Consider the following 16808-nt stretch of genomic DNA (forward strand, 5'->3'; position numbering starts at 1 on the left):
GATGAGCGAGAACACCAACGAGACCACCACCGCTACGGGGACCGCGCGTCCCTACCGCAAGACGCGGCGCGGCTACGTGGTCAGCGACAAGATGGACAAGACCGTCGTGGTCGAGGTCGAGGACCGGGTCAAGCACCCGCTCTACGGCAAGGTCATCCGGCGGACCAGCAAGGTCAAGGCGCACGACGAGGCCTCGGCGGCCGGCGTCGGCGACCTGGTCCTCATCATGGAGACCCGCCCGCTCTCCGCCACCAAGCGGTGGCGTCTGGTGGAGATCCTCGAGAAGGCGAAGTAAGGCGCAGCCTTCTCGTCCACTACCCGTTCGGCCAGGCTCGCGAGACGCGCGAGAACCGGCAGACGACAGGAGTTGTAGATGATTCAGCAGGAGTCGCGACTGCGTGTCGCCGACAACACGGGTGCCAAGGAGATTCTCTGCATCCGCGTTCTCGGTGGCTCCGGCCGTCGCTACGCCGGTATCGGCGACGTCATCGTCGCCACCGTCAAGGACGCGATCCCGGGCGGCAACGTCAAGAAGGGCGACGTCGTCAAGGCGGTCGTCGTGCGCACCCGCAAGGAGCGCCGGCGCGTCGACGGGTCGTACATCAAGTTCGACGAGAACGCCGCGGTGATCCTCAAGAACGACGGCGAGCCCCGTGGCACGCGCATCTTCGGCCCGGTGGGCCGCGAGCTGCGCGACAAGAAGTTCATGAAGATCATCTCGCTGGCGCCGGAGGTGCTCTGACATGGCGAAGATCAAGAAGGGCGACCTCGTGGTCGTCATCTCCGGTTCCCGCAAGGACCGGGGCAAGCAGGGGCGCGTCCTCGAGGTCCTCACGGACCGCGACCGCGTCCTGGTCGAGGGCGTGCACCGCATCACGAAGCACACCAAGGTGGGCCAGAGCCAGCGCGGCTCCCGCACCGGTGGCATCGAGACGGTCGAGGCGCCCATCCACATCAGCAACGTGATGCTGGTCGACCCGGAGACCAAGCGTGGCACCCGGGTCGGCTACCGCACCGAGCAGGTCGAGCGCGACGGCCGGACCCGCACCGTTCGGGTCCGCGTCGCCAAGCGCTCCGGTAAGGACATCTGATGACCGCCACCGACGAGACGACCCGGGCGTACCCGGTCCCGCGCCTGAAGGTCCGGTACAACGACGCCATCCGCACCGCGCTCCGCGAGGAGTTCTCCCACGAGAACGTGAACCAGGTCGCGCGCCTGGTGAAGGTCGTCGTGAACATGGGTGTCGGTGACGCCGCCAAGGACTCGAAGCTGATCGAGGGCGCGATCCGCGACCTCCAGCTGATCACGGGTCAGAAGCCCCAGGTCACCAAGGCTCGCAAGTCCATCGCGCAGTTCAAGCTGCGCGAGGGCATGCCGATCGGCGCCCACGTGACGCTGCGCGGCGACCGTGCCTGGGAGTTCCTTGACCGCCTGCTGTCGACCGCCCTGCCCCGCATCCGCGACTTCCGCGGCCTGTCGGGCAAGCAGTTCGACGGCCACGGCAACTACACCTTCGGCCTGACCGAGCAGTCGATGTTCCACGAGATCGACCAGGACAGGATCGACCGTGTGCGCGGCATGGACATCACGGTGGTCACCACCGCGACCACGGACGCGGAGGGCCGGGCGCTCCTGAAGCACCTCGGCTTCCCGTTCAAGGAGGAGGACTGACATGGCGAAGACCGCCCTGATCAACAAGGCCGCGGGCAAGCAGAAGTTCGCCGTGCGGGCCTACACCCGGTGCCAGCGGTGCGGCCGTCCGCACTCCGTGTACCGCAAGTTCGGCCTGTGCCGGATCTGCGTGCGCGAGATGGCCCACGCGGGCCAGCTCCCCGGCGTGACCAAGAGCAGCTGGTAACAACGACGTCGTAGGTCCGCGGCGACCCGTCCCCTCGAGGGCGGGCGCCGCGGAAACCACGGCGAGGAAGGGCGGAAGCCCCCATGACGATGACCGACCCGATCGCAGACTTCCTGACTCGTCTGCGTAACGCGAACTCGGCTCACCACGACACGGTGACCATCCCGTACTCGAAGCTGAAGTCGCACATCGCGGAGATCCTGCAGGCCGAGGGCTACATCACCGGCTGGACGACCGAGGACGCCCGCGTGGGCAAGAACCTCGTGGTCGAGCTGAAGTACGGCCCCAGCCGCGAGCGTGCGCTCGCCGGTATCAAGCGCGTGTCGAAGCCCGGTCTCCGGGTGTACGCGAAGTCCACCAACCTGCCGAAGGTCCTCGGTGGCCTGGGCGTGGCGATCCTGTCCACGTCCTCCGGTCTCCTGACGGACAAGCAGGCCGCCAAGAAGGGCGTGGGTGGGGAAGTCCTCGCCTACGTCTGGTAAGTCCGAGACGGAAAGGAGCTAGCCAATGTCTCGTATCGGCAGAATCCCCGTCACGGTCCCGGCCGGCGTGGACGTCACCATCAACGGCGCCGTCGTGACGGTGAAGGGCCCGAAGGGCACCCTCACGCACACGGTCGCGTCCCCCATCGAGGTCGCGCGCGACGAGGACGGGGCCCTCGTGGTCACCCGTCCCAACGACGAGCGCCTCTCGCGGTCGCTGCACGGCCTCACGCGCACCCTGCTGGCCAACCTCGTCACCGGCGTCACCGCCGGCTACGAGAAGAAGCTGGAGATCGTCGGCACCGGTTACCGCGTGGCCGCGAAGGGCGACGCGCTCGAGTTCGCGCTCGGCTTCAGCCACCCGGTGTCCGTGACGCCGCCCGCCGGCATCACCTTCGCCGTCGAGTCCCCGACCAAGTTCTCGGTCGCCGGCATCGACAAGCAGCAGGTGGGCGAGGTCGCCGCGAACATCCGCAAGATCCGCAAGCCCGAGCCGTACAAGGGCAAGGGCGTGCGCTACGCGGGCGAGAACGTCCGTCGCAAGGTCGGAAAGGCTGGTAAGTGAGCCATGGCGATCACCATCATCGGTAAGGGCAAGTTCAAGGCCCGCAAGCGCCGCCACCTCCGGCTGCGCAAGAAGGTCGCCGGCACCGCCGCGCGCCCGCGCCTGGTCGTCACCCGGTCGAACCGCAACCTCGTCGCGCAGGTCGTCGACGACGCCGTGGGTCGCACCCTGGTCTCCGCCTCGACCCTCGAGGCGGACCTGCGGGGCGCCGAGGGCGACAAGACGGACAAGGCCCGTCGCGTCGGCGAGCTGATCGCCGAGCGCGCCAAGGCGGCCGGCATCGACGCGGTGGTCTTCGACCGCGGCGGCAACAAGTACCACGGGCGTGTGGCTGCAGTGGCCGACGCCGCTCGCGAGGGCGGTCTGGCGCTGTGACGACGACCATTCCCGCATCGAAGAAGAGGATCCACTGATGGCTGCTCCTCAGCGCAGCAACACGGGCGCTCCCCAGGGCCAGGGTGGCGGTGACCGCCGCGACGGCGGTCGCCGCGACGGCCGCCGGGGCGACGCCGCCGAGAAGAGCGCGTTCCTCGAGCGCGTCGTGTCCATCAACCGCGTGGCCAAGGTCGTCAAGGGTGGTCGCCGGTTCAGCTTCACCGCCCTGGTCGTCGTCGGCGACGGCGACGGCACGGTCGGTGTCGGCTACGGCAAGGCCAAGGAGGTGCCCGCGGCGATCGCCAAGGGTGTCGAGGAGGCGAAGAAGAACTTCTTCCGCGTCCCCCGCATCCAGGGCACCATCACCCACCCCATCCAGGGTGAGGCCGCGGCCGGCGTCGTCTTCCTGCGTCCCGCCTCCCCGGGTACCGGCGTGATCGCCGGTGGTCCGGTGCGTGCGGTGCTGGAGTGCGCCGGCGTCCACGACATCCTGTCGAAGTCCCTCGGCTCCTCCAACGCGATCAACATCGTGCACGCCACGGTGGCCGCGCTGAAGGGTCTCGAGGAGCCGGCGGCCGTGGCGGCGCGCCGTGGCCTGCCGCTCGAGCACGTCGCCCCGGCGCCGCTGCTGAAGGCGCAGGCGGCGGGTCGTGCGGCCAAGGCCGAGAAGGTGGGTGCCTGATGGCCCGCCTGAAGGTGACCCAGACCAAGTCCGCCATCGGCGGCAAGCAGAACCAGCGCGACACGCTGCGCACCCTGGGCCTGAAGCGGATCGGCGACGTCGTCGTCAAGGAGGACCGCCCTGAGATCCGCGGCATGGTCAAGACGGTGACGCACCTCGTCGCGGTCGAGGAGGTGGAGTGACGATGGCGGAGAAGGAGACCGAGAAGGTCGAGGAGACCGCTGCCGCGGCTCCCAAGGCCACGCGCGCCAAGAAGGCGACGGCGACCGAGTCGGCCGCCGCCGAGAAGCCGGCCCGGAAGACCCCGGCCCGCACGACCAAGGCGAAGGCCGAGGCCGAGGCGGCTGCCGAGGAGAAGCCGGCGGCGAAGGCGAAGGCCCCCAAGGCCGCCGCCGCCAAGGCCCCCAAGGCCGAGGCGCAGGCGACCGAGGGTGCCGGCGGCACGCTCAAGGTGCACCACCTGCGTCCGGCCCCGGGTGCCAAGACCGCCAAGACCCGCGTGGGTCGTGGTGAGGCGTCCAAGGGCAAGACCGCCGGTCGCGGTACCAAGGGCACCAAGGCCCGGTACCAGGTGCCGGACCGCTTCGAGGGCGGGCAGATGCCGCTGCACATGCGGCTGCCCAAGCTCCGCGGCTTCAAGAACCCGTTCCGGGTCGAGTACCAGGTCGTGAACCTGGACAAGCTGTCGGCGCTGTACCCGCAGGGCGGCGACGTCACCGTCGCGGACCTGGTCGCGAAGGGTGCGGTCCGCAAGGGCCAGCCCGTCAAGGTGCTCGGCACCGGCGAGCTCACGGTCAAGCTGTCCGTGGCCGTCGACGCGTACTCCGGCTCGGCGAAGGACAAGATCCTGGCCGCCGGCGGCAGCGTCGCGCAGGACTGACCCAGACGAACGGGGTCGGCGAGGGCTCCAGGCCCCGCCGGCCCCGTTCGGCTTTCCCCCGGGGGACCGGGCCGTCCCGGCCCGCGCTCCTGCACCGGCCCGCCACCGCACGGCCGTGGGGGGCGATGCCCACCCAGCGACGGAAGTCCGTTAGGGTTCGGCAGGGCGTCGGGTGCCGTGGTGCGCCCGACCCGACGACGGACCGGCGCGCGGCGCGCCGGCCGCCTCGACGACATCCCGCTTCGGCGGAGCAGGAGGACACGTGCTCAGCGCATTCGTGCGGGCGTTCCGGACACCCGACCTGCGGCGCAAGCTGCTGTTCACCATCGGCATCATGGTGATCTTCCGGATCGGCTCGTTCCTGCCGACCCCGGGCGTGTCCTACCCGAACGTGCAGATCTGCATCGACCAGGGCGAGTCCAACTCCCTGCTCGGGCTGGTGAACCTGTTCAGCGGCGGTGCGCTGCTGCAGCTGTCGGTGTTCTCGCTCGGGATCATGCCGTACATCACCGCGAGCATCATCATCCAGCTGCTGCGCGTGGTCATCCCGCGGTTCGAGGCCCTGCACAAGGAGGGCCAGTCCGGCACCGCGAAGCTCACGCAGTACACGCGGTACCTGACGATCGGCCTCGCGGTCCTGCAGTCGACGACCGTCATCATCACGGCCCGCAACGGCCAGCTGTTCGCGGGCTGCTCCGTGGACGTGATCCCGGACGACAGCATCGTGACGACGCTGCTCATGATCATCACGATGACCGCCGGCACCGGCCTCATCATGTGGCTGGGCGAGCTCATCACCGAGCGCGGCGTCGGCAACGGCATGTCGCTGCTCATCTTCACCTCGATCGCCGCGTCCTTCCCGGGCGCCATGTGGTCGATCGCGGGCGGCTCCGGCGGCATCGGCGCGTTCCTGGTGATCATGGCGATCATCGTCCTGGTCATCGCGCTGGTCGTCTTCGTCGAGCAGTCCCAGCGCCGCATCCCGGTGCAGTACGCCAAGCGCATGGTGGGGCGCCGCACCTACGGCGGGTCCTCGACCTACATCCCGATCAAGATCAACATGGCCGGCGTCATCCCGGTGATCTTCGCGTCGTCCCTGCTGCAGGTCCCCGCGCTGCTCGCCGGCTTCGGCGACCAGACCTCGGGCTGGAAGCAGTGGGTCGCGAACAACCTCGCCGCCACGGACGCGCCGCTGCACATCGCGCTGTACGTCCTGCTGATCATCTTCTTCTGCTACTTCTACACCGCGATCACGTTCAACCCGGACGAGGTCGCCGACAACATGAAGCGGTACGGCGGGTTCATCCCCGGCATCCGCGCCGGCCGTCCGACGGCCGAGTACCTGGACTACGTGATCACCCGCATCACCGCGCCCGGGTCCATCTACCTCGCGCTGGTCGCGCTCATCCCGACCATCGCGTTCATCGCGCTCGGCGTCGGCACGAACATCCCGTTCGGCGGCTCGTCGATCCTCATCGTCGTGGGCGTCGGCCTGGAGACGGTGAAGCAGATCCAGTCGCAGCTCGAGCAGCGCCACTACGAAGGGTTCCTCCGATGAGCTCCGACTCCGGCTCCACCGCCCGCCTCGTCCTGCTCGGCCCTCCCGGGGCCGGCAAGGGCACCCAGGCCGCGCGCCTCGCCGAGCGGCTCGGCGTCCCGGCCATCTCGACCGGCGACATCTTCCGCGCGAACATCAAGGGCGGCACCGAGCTGGGCCGCACCGCCCAGGAGTACACCGCGCGCGGCGAGCTCGTCCCGGACGAGGTCACGAACGCCATGGTGCGGGACCGGCTCGCGCAGCCGGACGCCGCGCGGGGCTTCCTGCTCGACGGCTACCCGCGCAACACCGCCCAGGTCGGCGAGCTGGACGCGATCCTCGGTGCCGACGGGCGCGCCCTGGACGCGGCGCTCGAGATCACCGCGGACGCGGACGTCGTCGTCGAGCGGCTGCTCAAGCGCGCCGAGATCGAGGGCCGCGCGGACGACACCGAGCCGGTGATCCGCCGGCGCCTGGACGTGTACGCCGAGCAGACCGCCCCCGTGTCGGGCCTGTACGCCGAGCGCGACCTGCTGGTCCGCGTGGACGGCATCGGCGAGGTCGACGAGGTCACCGAGCGCCTGCTGGCGGCCCTCGCCTCGCAGGTCGGCTGACCGGCGGGGGAGTCGTGTTCGGACGCGAGAAGATCGAGCTCAAGACGCCCGACCAGGTGCTGCTCATGCGGCGCGCCGGGCTCGTGGTCGCCGACGCCCTCGCGGCGGCCCGCGCGGCCGCGGTGCCGGGCGCGACGACCGCCGACCTGGACGCCGTCGCCGCGGCGGTGATCGCGGACGCCGGCGCGCTGCCGTCGTTCCTCGGGTACTACGACTACCCGGCGACGATCTGCGTGTCGGTGAACGACGAGGTGGTGCACGGCATCCCGTCGGGCCGCGAGCTGCAGCCGGGCGACGTGGTGTCCATCGACTGCGGCGCGATCGTCGAGGGCTGGCACGGGGACTCCGCGCTGACCCTGGTGCTGCCGGAGGCCGACCCGGCGGACGTGGCGCTGGCGGACCTGACGGAGCGCGCCATGTGGGACGGCATCGCGGCGCTGGCCGCGCCGGGCGGTCTCGCGGACCGGCTGGCCGTGGTGGGCGACGCCGTCGAGGACGCGGTCGCGGCGGCCGACCCGGCGGCGAACGGCGGCGTGCCCTTCGGCATCGTGCAGGACTACGTCGGCCACGGCATCGGCTCCGCGATGCACCAGCCGCCGGACGTGCTGAACTACCGCGCCCGGGACCGCGGGCCGAAGCTGCGTCCGGGCATGTGCCTGGCGGTCGAGCCGATGATCACCCGCGGCGGACACGCCACCGAGGTGCTCGACGACGACTGGACGGTCGTCACCGCCGACGGCTCGCGGGCGGCGCACTGGGAGCACTCGGTCGCGCTGCACGAGGGCGGCATCTGGGTGCTCACCGCCGTCGACGGCGGCGCGGCGGAGCTCGCCGCGCGCGGCGTGACGGTCGCCCCGCTGGGCTGACCCCGCCGCGCCGCCGCCCCGAGACCCACCTCCCCGCCGGGGACGGTGGGTCTCGGCGTCCCCGGCGGCGCGCGCGTCGGCGGCCCGGGGGCGCGGGTCACCCGGCCGCGGGGCCCCACGACCCGGGCGGGTGAATCCGGTCCCTCCAGCGGGTGCTACCACCTCACCGCAAAGCGGACAGAGCAGGTCAGAGGGGTGCTTTCACCCCATACCGGACTCATGACGGGTCAGGGGACCGCCGAAGGTAAGGCGTCCCCCACCGCACGGCGCCTCGGCGTCGCGTGCCCGCGCCACCCCCCCGGGAAACCCGCATGCCTGCCTCCCCACGCCCCCGTCTGCGCCTCCGCCTCCGTCGTCCCGCCGTGCTCGCGGTCGTCGGCGCGCTGCTGGCGCCCCTCGTGGTCGGGGCCGGGGCTCCCGCGGCCGTCGCCGCCGCGGACCCCGTCCTCACGGTCACCGGGTTCTCCGTGACGTCCGGCGCGACGGCCCAGGCGGCGCCGCCCGCCGACCCGGCGTACGGCTTCGACGCGGCGTACACGGCGAACCCCGCGGCGGGCACCGTGAGCAGCACCCTCGGCTACCGGTGCGCGGGCGACGAGTCGTCCTGCGAGCACGCGACGATGGACGTGGCGCTCGACGCCCTCAGGCTGACCCAGGCGCTCGACGTCTCCGGCCTGGGCGCGACCGTGCAGTACTGGGCCGACGCCGTGGGCGGCACCCCGACCGCGGACTACGCCACCGCGGCCGCGTTCTCCGTGCGGTTCACGAACACCACCTCGGACGGCCTCACCGGCCTGCAGTCGGGCGTCAGCGGGGACCTGCGCCTGTCGACCCGGCTGGTCACGCCCGACGGGGGCGGCACGCAGACCGGGACGATCACCGCCACGCCGACGGCCACGGGCGGCGTCGGCGCGTTGGGCCGGGTGCGGATCACCGGCGACTTCCCGGTGAACCTCGCGACCAGCACGCAGGTCGCGTGGTCCCGCGAGGGCTGGCTCTCCGGCGTGGAGGACGGTGCCGACACCCCGACGAACTCCGCGGCCGTCACCGGCACGCTCACCGGCGACCCGGCGGAGAGCCTCACGCTCACCTGGGGCGGCAGCGACCCCGCGGCCGCGCCCGCCGCCGGCAGCGTCGGGATGCTCACCGACCTCACCGGCCTGGCGATCACGACCTGGCCCGCCGGCGCCGCGACCGCCGCCCTCACCGGGTGGACCTGGACCGGCTCGGGCACCCCCGCGCGGGTCACGGTCGGCACCGCCACGGGAGCGGACGCCGCGGCGGACCTGCTCGCCGGCCTCGACGCGACCACGCGGTCCCGCCTCACCGGCCTGCAGGTCGTGTTCGCCGCGCCGACCGGGGGCCTCGTCGGCCCGGGGTCGCCCGCCACCCTGCGCGTCGACGTGCGCGAGCACCTCAGCCAGGACGCGACGCCCGTCGCGCGGACGGGGGCCAAGGCCGACTACGTCACCGCGGGCGCCGCGGCCTTCTCCGCCGCCTCCGACATGAACACGCTCACCGTGAACGGCACCGCCACCGCACGGGCCGTGCGCGGCGCCGCCACCTCCGCGACCACCACCGACACCCGCGGCTTCCGGATCTACGACCCGCGCGCCTACGCGGGCTCCGCGACCGCGCTGGTCGGGCTGAGCACGCCGGTGTACGGCGGCGGCTTCGTCCGCGGCACCGCCGCGGGCACCAACTGGTCGCGTCGCGCCGTGGACGCCCTCGTCGTCGAGGTCCCGGCCACCGCCGCGCAGGTCTCCGCGACGAACGCGGCCCTCGACCCGGACCTCCCGGCCCTGGCCAACCCGCTCGGCGCCGGCCTCGCCTTCGCCGGCTTCGGCGCCGCGCGCGGCACCGCCCCCGGCGGCACCGACAGCGCGGACGGCTCCGGCGTCGCGGTGCAGGGCCTCACCGGCCCCGCGCGCCTCGAGCTGACCGTGCTCGCCGGCGGGACCGAGCACTCCGTCGACCTCGACGCGATCGCGCCCGCCGTGCCGACCGACCCGGCGGCGTTCGGCCTCGCGTCCTGGTCCGAGGTCACCGGGTTCCGCGCGACGGTGCACGGCGCCGGCTCCGCCGTGCCGATGGGCGCCTCGGTCACCCTGCCGTACCTCGCGCGCACCGCGACGTCGAGCACCGCCGCGACGTACGCCGTGCACACCGTCGCCACCACCCGGCTCGGCACCGACACCTCCGCCGTCACGCCGCGCACCCAGGCGAGCGGCAACCGTCCCGTCACCGCGGCGAGTGTCTCCGTCGCCGTCCCGACCGTCGACGTCGCGGGCGCCAAGTACGTCGCCGAGCCGTACGTGACCCGCGCCGCGGGCGCGACGGTCAACGCCGTGCTGGAGGCGACCGCCCGGCCGCTCAGCGGGGGGAGCGGGCACCTGCCCGACACGCTGACCCTCGAGGACAGCGCCGCGGCGCGCACCGCCGCGACCGGCGGGACCTCCGGCGCCGCGTGGTGGACCGCGTTCGCGCCCACTTCGGTCGACGCCACCGTGCCCGCGGGCGGGTCCGCGCAGCTGCAGTACGCCACCGTGGACGGCCAGTGGGTCGACTACGCCGGCTCCACCGCCGCGCTCGGGGACACCTCCGCCTGGCGCGGCGTGCGCGTCGTCGTCACGCGTCCCGGGGGCGGGACCTTCGCCAACGGCGACCGCGCGCGCGTCCGCATCACGTTCGCGCTCCGGCCGGGCGTCACCGCCGGCACCTGGGCGGACGGCGCCGACCGCACCAACGTCGCGCAGATCACCTCGTCCGCGGCCATCGAGGGCTTCGTCGTCACCAGCGCGGTCCGTCGCGTCTCCGACACGGTCCAGATGCTCGGCGGCGCGGGCACCGGTGGCTACCCGGCGCTGGTCAAGACGATGGACAACCGCGACCGGACCGAGGGCAACGGCGACGCGACCACGGCGACGCTCACCTGGGGCACCGGCGGCGAAGACCTGTCGAGCGTGACGGTCACCGACGCGAACGGCGTCACGGGCGCGCAGCAGGACCCGGCGACGGGCCCCGCCGGCAGCTTCTACGACACCTTCGACCTGTCCGGCATCCAGCCCATCACGTCGGGCGCGGCCGCCTCGGGCGTCTACGACCCGTACCTCGTCTTCGACCGGGTCACCGACGTGCGGGTGTTCGACGTCGTGGACGGCCGCTGGGAGTCGCTGGCGACCCGCGTCTGGACCGGCTCGGCCTGGGCCGACCGGACGGACCCGGCCGCGGGCCGCTCCGACGTCGCGTTCGGCGGGCCGGCCGCGCAGGGCGCGTTCCCGTACGCCGGCTCGTTCCCGGGCGTGGCCGTCCAGTCGGCGAGCCTGCGGGCCCGCATCGGCGGCGCGCAGCTCGTGTACGCCGCGCGCCCGGACTCCGAGCGCCAGGCGCTCGCCGCCTCGGACTGGCGCCGCGGCCTGCTCGGCACGCTGACCACCGGCGCGGTCGCGACGACCGACGCCCCCGCGCGCAAGGTCGCGCTCACCTTCGCGCTGCGGGACACGTCCCGCGCGACGGGTGAGCCGGTCAACGACGCCTACACCTACACCGGCTCCGCGCCCGGCGCGGTCGAGAACTCCGGCGCCGTGGCCGGGACCGCGGCGTCCGACGGCGCGGCCGCGGACCTCGGCGGCCCGGTGAACCCGGTCGGCGAGCGCACCGTGACGGTCCAGCCCGCGTCGCTCGGCGCCACCGCCACGAAGACCTGGCTCCGGGACGCCAACGGCAGCCCGCTGACCGGCAGCAGCAACCTGCACGACCTCGCGCTGCCCGTCGACCCGTCGGCCGCGCCCGCCTCGGCGTGGCCCACCGCCACCCTGACCGCGACCGCCGCCAGCGCCTCCGGGACCCGGGTCGACCAGCTCGTCCTGACCGAGCCGCGGGGCATCGACACCGCCACGTCGGTCGACGCCGACGCGCCGTTCGCGGCCTTCGCGGTCACCGACGTCCGCGAGCTCACCGACGCGTCCGGCCTGCCGGGCGCCTCCGCGGTCGAGGTCGTCGTCTACGAGCGGGCCGCCGACGGCCACGTCAGCCACCGGACCGTCCCGCGCGCCGAGCTGCTCGACGCGGACGAGGCCGCCCTGGCCGACGTCGTGGGCGTGCAGATCAGGTACACCGGCCGCATCGCCTGGACGAACCAGGCCCGCCTGGTGCTCGGCACCCGCCTCCTGGCGCACAACCGCGTGACCGGCGACGCCCCCGAGGCCGGCGTGGGCGACGACGTGGTCGAGGTCGCCAACGTCGCCGAGGCCCGCGTCACCGACGCGCGCGTCTGCCCGGACGAGACCCGCGGCATGTCCCGCACGCCCACCTGCGCGCCGGGCACCGCCGACGGCACCGCCCGCGACGCCGTGCGTCTGCGCGGCGCCCAGCTCGAGGCGTTCCCGACGGTGACGGTCTCGCCCGTCGACGTGCAGCGCGACGCGGCAGCGCCCGCGGTCACCAGCACGCTGTCCGTGCAGAACTTCGGCCTCACCCCGGCCGACCAGCTGCTCCTCACCGACGCGGACCCGCGGTTCTTCAACGCCGTCGGCCTCCAGACGGTGGCCGTGCAGTCCGTGCCGTCCGGGGTCGAGCGCGCGGAGCTCGAGGTCCTCGTCGCCGGCGCCGACCTCGACGTCGCCGCCGACGGCAGCTACGCCGGCACGCCGAGCTGGCAGGCCTGGGGCGCCGTGGTGCCCACGGGGACGTTCGACCTCGTCGCCCTCGCGCCGCAGCACGGCGTCCAGGCGGCGGACGTCATCGGCGTCCGCGTGCGGTTCTTCGACACCGACGGCTCGACCATCCCCGCGCCCGGCCAGGGCTACGGCCGCGTCGTGCTCGCCGGCACCCTCCGCGAGGAGCTCCGCACCGGGGGCCTGCCCAGCGCCGTCGGCGCGGACGGCTGGCGGTACCAGGGCCGGGCCGAGCTGACCGCGAACCCGGGCGAGAGCGCCCGGGGTGCGATCAGCAACTCCGTCACCGCCCAGGCCCTGCGCGCCGACCTCGGCTCGCAGGCGCAGACCGCCGGCCCCGTGGGCACCACCGTGCACGCGGGCGCCGCCACGATCCGGGTGCAGAAGGCCGAGCTCGACGCCGCGTCCCGCGCGCCCGGCGACTTCGTCCGGTACCGGATCGCCGTCACCAACACGGCGAGCGGCGCGAACGCCGCCGACCTCACCGGCCTGGTCGTCACCGACCGGCTGCCCGAGGACGCCTCGCTCGGCTACGGCACCGCGCCCGAGGGCCAGGCCCCGGTGGTCGTCCAGGCCGCCGGCGGCGGGCCCAGCCCCCTCGGCGACCCCGAGGTCGCCGAGCGGGACGGCCTGCTGACCGTGACGTTCCCGGCCGACAGCCGGCTCGCCCCCGGCGCGGGCGTCGAGGTCCTGGTCTGGTTGCGCATCGCGACCGACCTGTCGACGACGTCCGTCGTGAACACCGCCACCGCCGCCTCCGCGACCCGCCCCGTGCAGGCCGCGCCCACCGGCGACGACGGCGGCACCGCCTGCGCGCCGGGCAGCTACGCGGCCACCGCGTCCTGCCTCGCCCGCGCCGGGGCCCTCACCATCGGCGGCGCGAACGTCTACGTCTCGGAGGAGTGGGTCCGCGACGCCGCCGGCACCCAGGGCGCGGTCCGGACCACCCCCGCGCGCACCGGCCAGCCGGCCGACTGCGCCCCGCGCGGCACGGGCGCCACCGACCGCGACTGGTACCGCTTCCCCTGCTCGGTCGTCACCACGGCCGGCTCGACCACCCAGTGGCAGGTCCAGGTGACCAGCCGCGCCACGATCGCGACCGACCGGCTCGAGATGATCTCCATGCTCCCGACGACCGGCGACTACCCGGCGATGGACGGCAGCGCGACCGGCGACCGCGGCAGCCGGTGGCGCCCGGTGTGGGACGGCGTCGTGCCGACCCTCGTCGGCGCCGCGGGCCTCCCGGCCGGCGCGTCCGTCGCGGTCTACACGACCACGGCGGACTACCGGCAGGGCGGCCTCGCGGCCAGCCCGGCGTTCGACCCGGTGCCCGGCACCTGGAGCGCCACCGCGCTGACCCCGGGCCAGCAGGTGCCCGCCGCGCAGGCCGCGCGGGTGACGGGCCTGAAGCTCGTCGTCGCCTTCGCCCCGGCCGACCGGTTCTCCTCCGGCGAGTCCGTCCGCGTCCAGTGGTCCATGCGCACGCCCCTGTCCGGCGCGCCCGTCGCCGCCGACACCTGGAGCTCGTTCGCGTTCCGGGTGCCGTCCGACGGCGCCGCCGGCCGGCCCGCCGACGTCACCTCCGTGCCGCTCAAGGCGGGCGCGCGGTACGCCGTGGCCCCCGCGGGCGGGGACCCGCTGGTGGCCGTGGGCGACCGCGTGTGGCAGGACGCCGACCGGGACGGCCGGCAGGCGGCCGACACGGCCGCCGAGCCCGGGGTGGCCGGGGTGACCGTCGACGTGTTCGCCGTCGACGGCGGCACGACGACCTACGTCGCCTCGGCCGTCACCGACGCGGCGGGGGACTGGCTGGTCGACGGCCTGCCCGCCGGGACGTACGACATCGGGTACACGCTGCCCGCCGCGCTCGCCGCGCAGTACCGGTACACCGGGACCGGCGCGGGCACCGACGACACCGTCGACTCGGACGCCGTGGCGGACCCCGGTGCGCCCGCGTCCGCCGTGGACGCGGGCGTGGTGCTCGGCGCGGGCGGGGCCGAGACGACCGCGGTCGGCTCGATGCCGCAGGCGTGGCAGGACGCGCACCCCGGCCTGGTCGCGACCCAGGTGGACGTCTCGCACGACGCCGGCCTGCAGTGGCGGCCGCTGGCCGTCGGCGACCGGGTGTGGTTCGACGCCGACCGCGACGGCCGCCAGGGTGCGGGCGAGCCCGCCGTCGAGGGCGCGACCGTGCGCCTGCTCGGTGCCGGCGACGCGGTGCTCGCGACCACCGTCACCGGAGCGGACGGCGCGTACGTCTTCGACGCGCTCGACCCGGGGACCTACCGGGTCGAGGTCGAGCTGCCCGACGCGCTCGCGCAGCGGTGGACCTTCACCGGCGCGCTCGTCGGGGACGCCGCCGGCGACTCGGACGTCGTGGCCGGCACGCCGCGCCTCGGCCGGACCGCGCCGTTCGCGCTGGCACCCGGCGCACCGGCGCTCGCGGCGGTCACCGACCTGGCCGGCGACCCGGTCTGGGCCGGCGCCGACGCCGACTACGCGGACCCGACGCGCGACGCCGGCCTGGCCGAGCGACCGGTGCGGGTCGGCGACCGCGTGTGGGTCGACCTCGACGGCGACGGCGTGCAGGACCCGGGCGAGCCGGGCCTGGCGGGCGTGGTGCTCGCGCTGACCGATGCCGCCGGCGACCCGGTCACCGACGCCGCCGGCGCTCCGGTCGGCCCGGTCACGACGGACGCCGACGGGGCGTACGCCTTCACCGGCCTGCTGCCCGGCGCGTACACCGTCACGGTCGACGAGGCCGCCTCCGCCGTCGCGCTCGCGCCGTACCGCCCGACCGCCACCGGGGCCGGCGACGCCGCGACCGACTCGTCCGCGGGCTCGGCTGCGACCGCCGCCGCCCTGGTGGGCGGCGAGGCCGACGACACCCTCGACTTCGGGTTCCGTCCGCTGTGGGCGCTCGGGGACCGGGTGTGGCTCGACGCCGACCGGGACGGCGTCCAGGACGCCGGCGAGCCCGCGTTCCCGGGGGTCGCCGTGCGGCTGCTCGACGCGTCCGACGCCGAGGTCGCGGCCACCGTCACCGACGCGGACGGGCGCTGGCGGTTCGACCTGCTGGAGCCCGGCACCTACCGCGTCGAGCTCGGCCTGGCCCCGGCGGACGCCGCCCGGTACACCTGGACCACGGCGCGCTCGGCGTCGGCCCCGCGCGCGGACGCCGACTCGGACGCCGAGGAGACCGCCCCCGGCCTGGCCCGGACCACGGCGATCACCGTCGGCCCGGACGCGCCGGGCGTGCGCGCCGCCACCGCCGCGGACGGGCTCGCGGCCGCCTACGTGGACGACACCTGGGACGCGGGCCTCGTCGAGCGGCCCGTGACGGTCGGCGACCTCGTCTGGTTCGACGAGGACGGCGACGGCGTGCAGGACGCCGGTGAGCGGGGCCTGCCCGGCGTGGTCGTGCAGCTGCGGACGACGGACGGGCGTGCCGTCGTGGACGCCGCCGGCGCGCCGGTCGCCCCGGCCACGACGGACGCCGACGGCGCGTACGCGTTCGCCGGCCTGCTGCCCGGGGAGTACGTCGTCCGGGTCGACCGGATCGCCTCCGCGGACGCCCTGGCCGGCTACGCGCCCACCGTCGCGGGCGCGGGCGGCGACCCGGCCCTCGACTCGTCCACCTGGTCCGCGACCTCGCGCGTCCTGGTGGGCGGGGAGTCCGACCCCGCGCTGGACTTCGGCCTGGTGCTGGCGGACGACGTGCAGCTCGCGCTGCGCAAGGTGCCGGTCGCCCGGACCGCGGACAGCATCACGTGGGACGTCACGGTCATGTCCACCGGCACCCAGGACGCCTACGCGGGCTTCACCGTCGTCGACGCCCTGCCCGGCGCGCTCACCTTCCGGTCCGCCTCCGGCACCGGGTTCGCCTGCGCCGCCGCGGAGCGCGTGGTCACGTGCGACCACGACGGCTCGCTGCCGGCCGGGGAGTCCGCCACCGTGCGGATCGTCACCGGCCTGACGGCGGCGGGCGCGGACGTCACCAACACCGCGACCGTCTCCGTCGAGGGGCGCGGCTACCTGTTCGAGGTGCTGGCCGCCGAGGACGTCGCGTGGAGCGAGCCGACGGAGCGGACGGACGGCGCGACCGGTACCCCGCCGGGCGGGGCGCTGGCGACCACCGGGTCCGACGCGGCGTGGCCGCTGGTCGCGGCCGGCGCCCTGCTCGCGCTCGGCGCGGCCCTGCTGGCGGTCGCGGGTGGCCGACCGGTGCGCCGCGTGCGCGGGAGCCGGCACCGGGCGTGACGCCCGGACGCC

The 16808-nt window shown here is 74.6% G+C and carries 15 protein-coding genes; all 15 read left to right on the plus strand.

Features of this window, described 5'->3' with window-relative positions:
- The first annotated feature begins 1 nt into the window (after position 1).
- The 15 genes from rpsQ to FA014_RS03185 all read left to right on the plus strand — a co-directional run bounded on the left by rpsQ (position 2) and on the right by FA014_RS03185 (position 16796).
- A complete protein-coding gene (gene rpsQ / locus FA014_RS03115; RefSeq protein ID WP_154728250.1) occupies positions 2–295 on the plus strand; it encodes a 30S ribosomal protein S17 in 294 nt (97 codons plus the stop codon).
- A 78-nt stretch (positions 296–373) separates the two neighbouring features.
- Positions 374–742, plus strand: a complete 369-nt coding sequence (gene rplN / locus FA014_RS03120; protein WP_146838605.1) for a 50S ribosomal protein L14 — start codon at positions 374–376, stop codon at positions 740–742.
- 1 nt (position 743) lies between these two features.
- Positions 744–1091, plus strand: a complete 348-nt coding sequence (gene rplX, locus FA014_RS03125; protein WP_154728251.1) for a 50S ribosomal protein L24 — start codon at positions 744–746, stop codon at positions 1089–1091.
- On the plus strand, positions 1091–1672 hold the full coding sequence (rplE, locus tag FA014_RS03130) for a 50S ribosomal protein L5 (protein ID WP_154728252.1): 582 nt from the start codon (positions 1091–1093) through the stop codon (positions 1670–1672). The genes rplX and rplE overlap by 1 nt, the downstream gene beginning before the upstream one ends.
- A 1-nt stretch (position 1673) precedes the next feature.
- Positions 1674–1859, plus strand: coding sequence for a type Z 30S ribosomal protein S14 (locus FA014_RS03135; protein ID WP_122147680.1), 186 nt, complete (start codon positions 1674–1676; stop codon positions 1857–1859).
- Positions 1860–1942: 83 nt separating this feature from the next.
- Entirely contained in the window at positions 1943–2341 is a 399-nt protein-coding gene (gene rpsH / locus FA014_RS03140; protein ID WP_154728253.1) for a 30S ribosomal protein S8, read from the plus strand.
- Positions 2342–2366: 25 nt separating this feature from the next.
- The gene (rplF, locus tag FA014_RS03145; RefSeq protein ID WP_154728254.1) at positions 2367–2906 is read left to right on the plus strand and encodes a 50S ribosomal protein L6; all 540 of its coding nucleotides are present in this window, start codon (positions 2367–2369) and stop codon (positions 2904–2906) included.
- 3 nt (positions 2907–2909) lie between these two features.
- Positions 2910–3281, plus strand: a complete 372-nt coding sequence (gene rplR, locus FA014_RS03150; protein ID WP_154728255.1) for a 50S ribosomal protein L18 — start codon at positions 2910–2912, stop codon at positions 3279–3281.
- 37 nt (positions 3282–3318) lie between these two features.
- Positions 3319–3963 carry a 30S ribosomal protein S5 gene (rpsE, locus tag FA014_RS03155; RefSeq protein WP_154728256.1) on the plus strand — a complete coding sequence of 215 codons (645 nt, stop codon included), beginning with the start codon at positions 3319–3321 and terminating at the stop codon, positions 3961–3963.
- The gene (gene rpmD, locus FA014_RS03160) at positions 3963–4145 is read left to right on the plus strand and encodes a 50S ribosomal protein L30 (protein WP_146838591.1); all 183 of its coding nucleotides are present in this window, start codon (positions 3963–3965) and stop codon (positions 4143–4145) included. Before rpsE ends, rpmD begins: the two co-directional genes overlap by 1 nt.
- A gap of 2 nt (positions 4146–4147) precedes the next feature.
- A complete protein-coding gene (rplO, locus tag FA014_RS03165) occupies positions 4148–4843 on the plus strand; it encodes a 50S ribosomal protein L15 (RefSeq protein WP_154728257.1) in 696 nt (231 codons plus the stop codon).
- A gap of 262 nt (positions 4844–5105) precedes the next feature.
- Entirely contained in the window at positions 5106–6401 is a 1296-nt protein-coding gene (secY, locus tag FA014_RS03170) for a preprotein translocase subunit SecY (RefSeq protein ID WP_154728258.1), read from the plus strand.
- Positions 6398–6994 (plus strand): adenylate kinase, encoded by a 597-nt coding sequence (locus FA014_RS03175; protein WP_154728259.1) that lies wholly within the window; start codon positions 6398–6400, stop codon positions 6992–6994. The genes secY and FA014_RS03175 overlap by 4 nt, the downstream gene beginning before the upstream one ends.
- Before the next feature lie 14 nt (positions 6995–7008).
- Entirely contained in the window at positions 7009–7860 is an 852-nt protein-coding gene (gene map, locus FA014_RS03180; protein WP_154728260.1) for a type I methionyl aminopeptidase, read from the plus strand.
- Positions 7861–8171: 311 nt separating this feature from the next.
- Positions 8172–16796, plus strand: coding sequence for an SdrD B-like domain-containing protein (locus FA014_RS03185; RefSeq protein WP_195969140.1), 8625 nt, complete (start codon positions 8172–8174; stop codon positions 16794–16796).
- Positions 16797–16808 lie beyond the last annotated feature (12 nt).

It is taken from the genome of Cellulomonas hominis, assembly GCF_005239125.1.
Classification (GTDB): Bacteria; Actinomycetota; Actinomycetes; order Actinomycetales; family Cellulomonadaceae; genus Cellulomonas; species Cellulomonas hominis_A.

What these genes read in the sequence shown, in the direction of transcription:
- rpsE (WP_154728256.1), top strand. Translation starts at nt 3,319, where the DNA reads ATGGCTGCTCCTCAGCGCAGCAACACGGGCGCTCCCCAGGGCCAGGGT.
- rplO (WP_154728257.1), top strand. Translation starts at nt 4,148, where the DNA reads ATGGCGGAGAAGGAGACCGAGAAGGTCGAGGAGACCGCTGCCGCGGCT.
- rplN (WP_146838605.1), top strand. Translation starts at nt 374, where the DNA reads ATGATTCAGCAGGAGTCGCGACTGCGTGTCGCCGACAACACGGGTGCC.
- rpsQ (WP_154728250.1), top strand. Translation starts at nt 2, where the DNA reads ATGAGCGAGAACACCAACGAGACCACCACCGCTACGGGGACCGCGCGT.
- FA014_RS03135 (WP_122147680.1), top strand. Translation starts at nt 1,674, where the DNA reads ATGGCGAAGACCGCCCTGATCAACAAGGCCGCGGGCAAGCAGAAGTTC.
- rplE (WP_154728252.1), top strand. Translation starts at nt 1,091, where the DNA reads ATGACCGCCACCGACGAGACGACCCGGGCGTACCCGGTCCCGCGCCTG.
- FA014_RS03175 (WP_154728259.1), top strand. Translation starts at nt 6,398, where the DNA reads ATGAGCTCCGACTCCGGCTCCACCGCCCGCCTCGTCCTGCTCGGCCCT.
- rplX (WP_154728251.1), top strand. Translation starts at nt 744, where the DNA reads ATGGCGAAGATCAAGAAGGGCGACCTCGTGGTCGTCATCTCCGGTTCC.
- FA014_RS03185 (WP_195969140.1), top strand. Translation starts at nt 8,172, where the DNA reads ATGCCTGCCTCCCCACGCCCCCGTCTGCGCCTCCGCCTCCGTCGTCCC.
- rplF (WP_154728254.1), top strand. Translation starts at nt 2,367, where the DNA reads ATGTCTCGTATCGGCAGAATCCCCGTCACGGTCCCGGCCGGCGTGGAC.
- rplR (WP_154728255.1), top strand. Translation starts at nt 2,910, where the DNA reads ATGGCGATCACCATCATCGGTAAGGGCAAGTTCAAGGCCCGCAAGCGC.
- rpsH (WP_154728253.1), top strand. Translation starts at nt 1,943, where the DNA reads ATGACGATGACCGACCCGATCGCAGACTTCCTGACTCGTCTGCGTAAC.
- rpmD (WP_146838591.1), top strand. Translation starts at nt 3,963, where the DNA reads ATGGCCCGCCTGAAGGTGACCCAGACCAAGTCCGCCATCGGCGGCAAG.